This window comes from Plantactinospora sp. A48 (assembly GCF_055793945.1).
Genome location: NZ_JBTIXF010000071.1, coordinates 25,817 through 33,008 on the forward strand (window position 1 = coordinate 25,817; position 7,192 = coordinate 33,008).

Here is a 7,192-nt window from a genome sequence, read left to right on the forward strand (position 1 = left end):
CAGCTCGGCTCAGTGGCACCCCGCAATGGCACCCCCAGCGGTGGCACGTAGCCCAGTGGCACGCAGCTCAGTGGCACGGACCGGCGGAGGGCGCAGAGCGGCGCCACCGCCGCCGCCGAACCGTCCGGACGACATCTACGAGGACCGATGACTCCTGTCGTACTGATCGCCGAAGAACTCGCCCCCGCCGCCATCGACGTGCTCGCGCACGACTTCGACGTACGGCACGTTGACGGCACCGACCGGCCCGCCCTGCTGGGGGCGCTCGCCTCCGCGGACGCGGTCATCGTGCGCAGCGCCACCCAGATCGACGCCGAGGCCGTGGCCGTGGCCTCCCGGCTCAAGGTGGTCGCCCGGGCCGGCGTCGGCCTGGACAACGTGGACGTACCGGCGGCCACCGCGCGCGGGGTGATGGTGGTCAACGCACCCACCTCCAACATCGTCTCCGCCGCCGAGCAGGCCGTCGCGCTGCTGCTCGCGGTGGCCCGGCACACGGCCAGCGCCAGCTCCGCGCTCAAGGCGGGTGAGTGGAAGCGGTCCAAGTACACCGGCGTCGAGGTGCAGGGCAAGACCGTCGGCGTGGTGGGACTCGGTCGGATCGGTGTGCTGTTCGCGCAGCGGATGGCGGCGTTCGGCACCCGGCTCGTGGCCTACGACCCCTACATCCAGCCGGCCCGCGCGGCCCAGCTCGGGGTACGGCTGGTCGGGTTGGAGGAGCTGCTGCGGGAGAGCGACTTCATCTCCATCCACCTGCCCAAGACGCCCGAGACGATCGGCCTGATCGGCGAGAAGGAGCTGGCGATCGTCAAGCCCGGCGTCCGCATCGTCAACGCGGCCCGCGGCGGCCTGGTGGACGAGGAGGCCCTCGCGCACGCGATCGCCGAGGGTCGGGTCGGCGGCGCCGGCATCGACGTGTACGCGAAGGAGCCCTGCACCGCCTCGCCGCTGTTCGCCTTCGACAACGTGGTGGCGACCCCGCACCTGGGTGCCTCCACCGCCGAGGCGCAGGACAAGGCCGGTCTCGCGGTCGCCCGCAGCGTGAAGCTCGCGTTGCAGGGCGAGTTCGTCCCGGACGCCGTGAACGTGCAGGCCGGCGGCGTCGTCGCCGAGGACGTCCGGCCGCTGCTGCCGCTGGCGGAGAAGCTGGGCAAGGTCTTCACGGCGGTCGCCGGCCAGGTCGCCGCGAGCGTGACCGTGGAGGTGCGCGGCGAGATCCTGGCGAACGACGTGTCGGTGCTCCGGCTCGCCGCCACCAAGGGGCTGTTCACCTCCGTGGTGGAGGAGCAGGTGACCTACGTGAACGCCCCGCACCTGGCCGCCGACCGGGGCGTCGAGGTGGGACTCGCCACGGTCGCCGAGACCAGCGAGCAGCCCAACCTGGTGACGGTACGCGGCGCGTTGCCGGACGGCCGTACGGTCAGCGTCTCCGGCACGGTGGTCGGGACCGGCGGCCGGGATGTCGTCAAGCTCACCGAGGTCGACGGCTTCGACCTGGAGCTGGGCGCCGAGGGCATCCTGCTGTTCTTCCGCTACGCGGACCGGCCGGGCGTGGTCGGCACGGTGGGCTCGATCCTGGGTGAGGCGGGCGTCAACATCGCCGCCATGCAGGTGGCCCGGCGGGAGGCCGGTGGCGAGGCGCTGATGACCCTCACCGTGGACTCGGCGGTTGGTGCCGAGCTGCTCGACTCGGCAGCCGCCTCGATCGGCGCCACCGCGGTGAGCGCCGTCGACCTGCGCGAAGAGTAGTCAGTGAAAGGAAGGGCCCCTTGTTATCGCTTTTCGGATAGCAAGGGGCCCTTCTTAACGCCTCTGGAGCAGCGCGGATCTCCGGCGGCTGTACCTGTGCGTCCCCCGATCAGATCGCGGGGGGTACCGGTTGCGCGGGCGCCGGGCCGACGTACCGGGCGGCCGGGCGGATGATCTTGCTGTCCTCGGCCTGCTCCAGGATGTTCGCGCACCACCCGATGACCCGGCTGGTCGCGAAGGTGGGAGTGAACATCTCCCGGGGCAGTCCACACAGCTCCATCACCACCCCGGCGTAGAACTCCACATTGGTGTGCAGTTCCCGCCCGGGCTTGAGTTCGGCGAGCAGCTCCAGGACCCGGCGTTCGACGGTGCCGGCGAAGGTCACCAGATCGCCACCGAGCGATTCCGCGACGTCCCGCAGCATCCGAGAGCGCGGGTCCTCGGTCCGGTAGACCGGGTGACCGAAGCCCATGATCCGCTCGCCGGCCAGCACCCGGGCCCGGATCCACTCGTCGATCCGGTCCGGCGTCCCGATCGCGTCGAGCGTGTCGAGCGCCCGGCTGGGCGCACCGCCGTGCAGCGGGCCGGACAGGGCGCCGAGCGCGCCGCACAGGCAGGCGATCAGGTCGGCGCCGGTGGACGCGATCACCCGGGCGGTGAACGTCGAGGCGTTGAAGCCGTGGTCGATGGTGGAGATCAGATAGCGCTCGATGGCTCGGGCGTGTGCCGGTTCGGGTTCACTCCCGGTGAGCATGTAGAGGTAGTTGGCCGCGTAGCCGAGGTCGGGGTGTGGCTCGATCGGATCGTCGCCGTGGGCCAACCGGTGCAGCGCCGTGATCAGCGTCGGCGTGAGAGCGCAGGCGTACAGCGCGTCGGCGCGTCGGGCCGCCGGATCGATGTCCAGCAGCGGTCGCACCCCGCGGATCGAGCCGGCCAGCGAGAGCGCGGTGCGCAGCCCGTCGAGCGGGCTGGACCGGGCATCCCGGGCGATCGGACCGAGCAGCGGACGCAGCGCGTCGGGGATCCGGCGCAGCGGGGCGATCTCGGCCGCGAAGGCAGCCGCGCCGGCGGCGTCGGGCACCTCGCCATCGATCATCAACGCCCAGACGTCCTCCAGGCCGCGTGCCGCCGCCAACTCGATGGCCGAGTACTGGCGGTAGTGGTAGAAGCCCTCGCGGCCTCGTACGTCACCGATCGTGGTCTCGGTGACGACCACGCCGCTCAGCCCGCGCGGCACGTCGGTGGTTCCGCCGCCGGGTCCGGTCCCGGATTCGGCCGCCGGGACGGGGGCGAGTTGTGTCATGGCTTCTCCTCGGGTTCGTGAATCGCGACTGTGGCTCGCCTTTGAGAAGTTGTCAACGTTGACGAATCAATGTGAGGATGGCGTCGTGTGGGGTGACGAGGGTGGGGACCGGTTGACGACCGAGCAGGTCGCGCGGCGGTTGGGGGTCAAGCCCGAGACCGTGTACGCCTACGTGAGCCGTGGCGTGTTGCACAGCACCCGGGACAGCACCGGACGCGGTAGCTGGTTCGACCCGGAGGAGGTGGACCGGCTCGCGGCGCGGGGTTCCCGGAACCGCCGGTCCAGCGCGCCGGGGCTGGTGATCCGTACCGAACTCACCCTGATCGAGGACGGCCGGCTGTCGTACCGGGGTCTCGACGCGACCGACCTGGCTCGGACCCGGACCTTCGAGGCGGTGGCCCACTGGCTGTGGTCGGCTCGGATGGAGCGGGAGATCCGTTTCACCGCCCCGGACGGCCCGGTCGAACTGGCCCGGACCGCGCTCGCCGCGCTGCCTCCCGGGGTGCGGACCATGGACCGGCTGCGGGTGATCGCCGAGGTGGTGGCGTCGGCCGATCCGCTGCGCTTCACCACCGAGCCGGACGCCGTGGCCGCCGCCGGTGGTGCCCTGCTGGCGGCCATGGTCGACGCGCTGCCACTGGTCGGCGGTGGTTCGGCGGGTTCAGCCGGTTCGGCGGGCTCGACCGGCGCGTTGGAGCCGGGCGACCCGCGACTGGCGGCCCGACTGTGGCCCCGGCTGACCGCCCGACCCGCGCGGCCCGACGCCGTGGCGGCGCTCAACGGGGCGCTGGTACTGCTCGCCGACCATGACCTCGCGGCGTCCACAGTGGCCGCCCGGGTCGCGGCCTCCACCCGGGCGCACCCGTACGCCGTGGTCGCCGCGGGGCTGGGTGCCTTCGAAGGGCCGTTGCACGGTGCGGCGCCCGGCCGCACCTACCGGCTGCTGGCCAGCGCGATCGCCAGCGGTGATCCGTTGGCGGCCTACTCGGAGTCGCTGCGCTCCGACGGCCGGTCCGAGGGGTTCGCGTCCCGTCCGCACCCGCTCTATCCCGGGGAGGACATCCGCGCGGTGACGCTGCTGGAACTGCTCGCGCCGGTACCCGTGGCGGAGCCGGTGCGCGCCGCGATAACCGGCCTGATGGCGGCGGCCCGGCAGCGGACCCCGCGGTACCCCACCGTCGAGTTCGCGCTGGCCGCGCTCGCACACACCTGCGAGATGACGCCCGATGCCGGGGAGGCCATCTTCGCGGTCGCCCGTACCGCCGGGTGGATCGCCCACGCCATCGAGGAGTACGCGGAGCCGGGGCTGCGGTTCCGCTTCCAGGGCAGCTATCAGGGAGTGCGTCCCGACCCGGTCCGACCCGTCCCGGCGGCGCGGTCCGGAGGGGCGGGTGAGGTCGATTTGAGAGATTAACCCGCGTACGAGTCTTGCGGGCGGTTACGCCGAGTCGATAGCGTATCGACATAGGTTATCCGGTGAGCTTCCCGACGCGGGGCTCGTCTTCGGGTGACGAAGCACGGCGTCGCACCGGGTGACTGGCACCACCCCGGCGAGCGCGAACCAGGAGTGACCGGCGGTCGGGCGGTGCAGCCACACCAGTCCTGTCGCCAGCCACTCCAGCGCATTCGTCGACGATCGGCCCTCACGATCGTTGCCGAGACCGTGAGGGCCGATCACCAGCAACGCCCACGCCGCCACCGGCGCCGATCCCGCCCGAGTCGGGAGAGAAGCCGGTCGGCCAGGCGGGCGGGTTCAGTTCGCCGCGAACAGCGCCCGGTAGCCGTCCGTGGTGGGGAACCAGTCGTATCCGACCGGCCCGGCCGCGAACAGCGCGGTGGCGTAGGCGTCCGCGACCGACAATTCCGGTCCGACGACCGTGGCCGCGGTGAGGTGGTCGACCGGTGCCCCGGTGTGCGGGTCGACCACGTGGTTCCGCCGGCCGCCCACCCCGGACGTGCCGACCGCGCCGGCGGTCATCTCCAGCACCAGCGGCGGCCGGCGACGGTCCCGGGTGGGATCGTGCAGTGCGATCCGCCATGGGCCGCCGTGCGGCGCGTGGCCCCGGACCAGCAGGTCAGAGCCGCTCAGTACGGCGTAGTCGTCGATGCCGGCGGCGCGCAGCCGGGTGGCGGCCCGGTCCACCGCCCAGCCGATGAGCAGGCCGCCGGGGTCGAAACCACCGGGCACGGCCCAGGCGTCGAACCAACCGTCCGTGGCCGCCCGCATCGCGGCGCACCGGTCGACGATGTCGGCGAGCGGCGGGTAGGCGTCCGGCGCGATCTCGGCCCGGCGCAGCCGGGAGACCAGGCTGTCGGTCCGCAGCGGGCTGTAGGTGACGTCGATCGCCCGTAGTTCGGCCACAGCGTCGGCGATAGCTTCGCTCAGGCCGCGCCGGCCCAGCCGGGCGGGCGCGTTGAGCACGAGGCGGAACTCGGCGGTCGAGGTCTGTACGGTGTGTCGCGCCACGATCCGGTCCGCCGGTGTGCCGCCGAGCGGCCGGAGCGGATGGTCCCCGGTCCAGACGCCGAGCCGCAGGTCCGGTGGTTCGGCCCGGTCCATCGTGGGTGCGGCCGGACCTGACCGGCTCACACGGTTTCCCATCATCGTTTCGCCCCCCTGTAGCGCAACGCTGATCACGCTAGGTGGTCAACATGACTGGACGATGGATCAACGCTGTGAGAATCCTGTACCGTCCGTCACCTTCCCGAAATGTGGAAGATTCGTACTGGAGAGCGGGACGGTGGCCTACCGTACTCCGGAACGGTGGTTAAGGGACGGAGCAGGGACGTGGCGGTGGCACGGATCGCGGTGGTGGCCGGCGACGGTATCGGGCCGGAGGTGGTCGACGAGGCGCGCAAGGTCCTCGACGCCGTACTGCCGGGAATCGAGGCGACCGAGTACGACCTGGGCGCGGCGCGGTACCACCGCACCGGCGAGGTCCTGCCGGACAGCGTTCTGGCCGAACTGGCCGGGCATGACGCGATCCTGCTCGGCGCGGTCGGCGACCCCGGCGTACCCCCGGGGGTGCTGGAGCGGGGTCTGCTGCTCAAGCTGCGGTTCGCCTTCGACCAGTACGTCAACCTCCGGCCGTCCCGCCTCTGGCCGGGCACCGCCGGACCGCTCGCCGACGTCAAGGCCGGCGACATCGACCTGCTGGTGGTCCGCGAGGGCACCGAGGGCCTGTACGCCGGGGCCGGTGGGGCCCTGCACCGGGACACCCCGGCCGAGGTGGCCACCGAGGAGAGCCTGAACACCCGGCACGGCGTCGAGCGGGTCATCCGGGACGCCTTCGCCCGCGCCCAGCGGCGGACCCGCCGCCGGGTCACGCTGGTCCACAAGAGCAACGTGCTGACCCACGCCGGCTCGCTGTGGACCCGGACCTTCGCGGCGGTGGCGGCCGAGTACCCCGACATCACCACCGAGTACCAGCACGTCGACGCCGCCGCCATGTACCTGGTGACCCAACCCCAGCGGTACGACGTGGTGGTGACCGACAACCTGTTCGGCGACATCCTCACCGACATCGCGGCGGCGGTGACCGGCGGCATCGGCCTGGCGGCCAGCGGCTGCATCAACCCGGAGCGGCGCTATCCGTCGATGTTCGAGCCGGTACACGGCTCGGCGCCGGACATCGCCGGGCAGGGCGTGGCCGATCCGGTGGCGGCGGTGCTCTCCGCGGCGCTGCTGCTGGAGCACCTGGGCCACCCGGCGGAGGCCGAACGAGTATCCCGGGCGGTGGCCACGGAGCTGGCCGGCCGGGACTCCGGTATCGCGCTGCGCACCGCCGAGGTGGGCGACCGCCTCGCCGCCGCCGCCACCGCCTGACCCCTACCAGGTACCGGGCCACGAGCCCCACGCCGTCCGGGCCCCGGCCCACGACGGCCCCAAGTCTTGCCCGTCCGGGCGGGTGCGGTCCCCGATCGGGGTTCGCCGGGCCCGCCCACGACGGGCCCGAGTCTTGCCCGTCCGGGCGGGTGTGGCCCCTGATCGGGGTTCGCCGGACCCGCCCGCGACGGGCCCGAGTCTTGCCCGTCCGGGCGGGTGTGGCCCCTGATCGGGGTTTCGGAGAGACCCACCACCACGAAGGCAGAAGAACCGACCCAAACAGAGGGGGGTGAAGGGAAACTAAAAACACACAACCA

Annotated in this window: 5 protein-coding genes; 3 read left to right on the plus strand and 2 right to left on the minus strand. The window is 72.4% G+C overall.

Features of this window, described 5'->3' with window-relative positions; genetic code table 11:
- Positions 1-147 precede the first annotated feature (147 nt).
- Positions 148-1,746: a phosphoglycerate dehydrogenase gene (serA, locus tag ACXN5W_RS26170; RefSeq protein WP_473161038.1), complete on the plus strand. Its 1,599-nt coding sequence runs from the start codon at positions 148-150 to the stop codon at positions 1,744-1,746.
- Between the two features lie 109 nt (positions 1,747-1,855).
- Here the strand turns inward: serA and ACXN5W_RS26175 are convergent, their stop codons facing one another.
- Positions 1,856-3,049 (minus strand): citrate synthase/methylcitrate synthase, encoded by a 1,194-nt coding sequence (locus ACXN5W_RS26175; protein WP_473161039.1) that lies wholly within the window; start codon positions 3,047-3,049, stop codon positions 1,856-1,858.
- Positions 3,050-3,134: 85 nt separating this feature from the next.
- Between ACXN5W_RS26175 and ACXN5W_RS26180 the strand changes: the two genes are divergently transcribed.
- Entirely contained in the window at positions 3,135-4,463 is a 1,329-nt protein-coding gene (locus tag ACXN5W_RS26180; RefSeq protein ID WP_473161040.1) for a citrate synthase, read from the plus strand.
- A gap of 339 nt (positions 4,464-4,802) precedes the next feature.
- On the opposite strand, the gene ACXN5W_RS26185 is transcribed toward ACXN5W_RS26180, so the two are convergent.
- On the minus strand, positions 4,803-5,651 hold the full coding sequence (locus tag ACXN5W_RS26185; protein ID WP_473161044.1) for an FAD:protein FMN transferase: 849 nt from the start codon (positions 5,649-5,651) through the stop codon (positions 4,803-4,805).
- A gap of 192 nt (positions 5,652-5,843) precedes the next feature.
- Here ACXN5W_RS26185 and ACXN5W_RS26190 point away from each other — a divergent pair, with 192 nt between their 5' ends.
- Positions 5,844-6,875 carry a 3-isopropylmalate dehydrogenase gene (locus tag ACXN5W_RS26190; RefSeq protein ID WP_473161045.1) on the plus strand — a complete coding sequence of 344 codons (1,032 nt, stop codon included), beginning with the start codon at positions 5,844-5,846 and terminating at the stop codon, positions 6,873-6,875.
- Positions 6,876-7,192: the final 317 nt, after the last annotated feature.

What these genes read in the sequence shown, in the direction of transcription:
- serA (WP_473161038.1), top strand. Translation starts at nt 148, where the DNA reads ATGACTCCTGTCGTACTGATCGCCGAAGAACTCGCCCCCGCCGCCATC.
- ACXN5W_RS26175 (WP_473161039.1), bottom strand. Translation starts at nt 3,049, where the DNA reads ATGACACAACTCGCCCCCGTCCCGGCGGCCGAATCCGGGACCGGACCC.
- ACXN5W_RS26185 (WP_473161044.1), bottom strand. Translation starts at nt 5,651, where the DNA reads ATGGGAAACCGTGTGAGCCGGTCAGGTCCGGCCGCACCCACGATGGAC.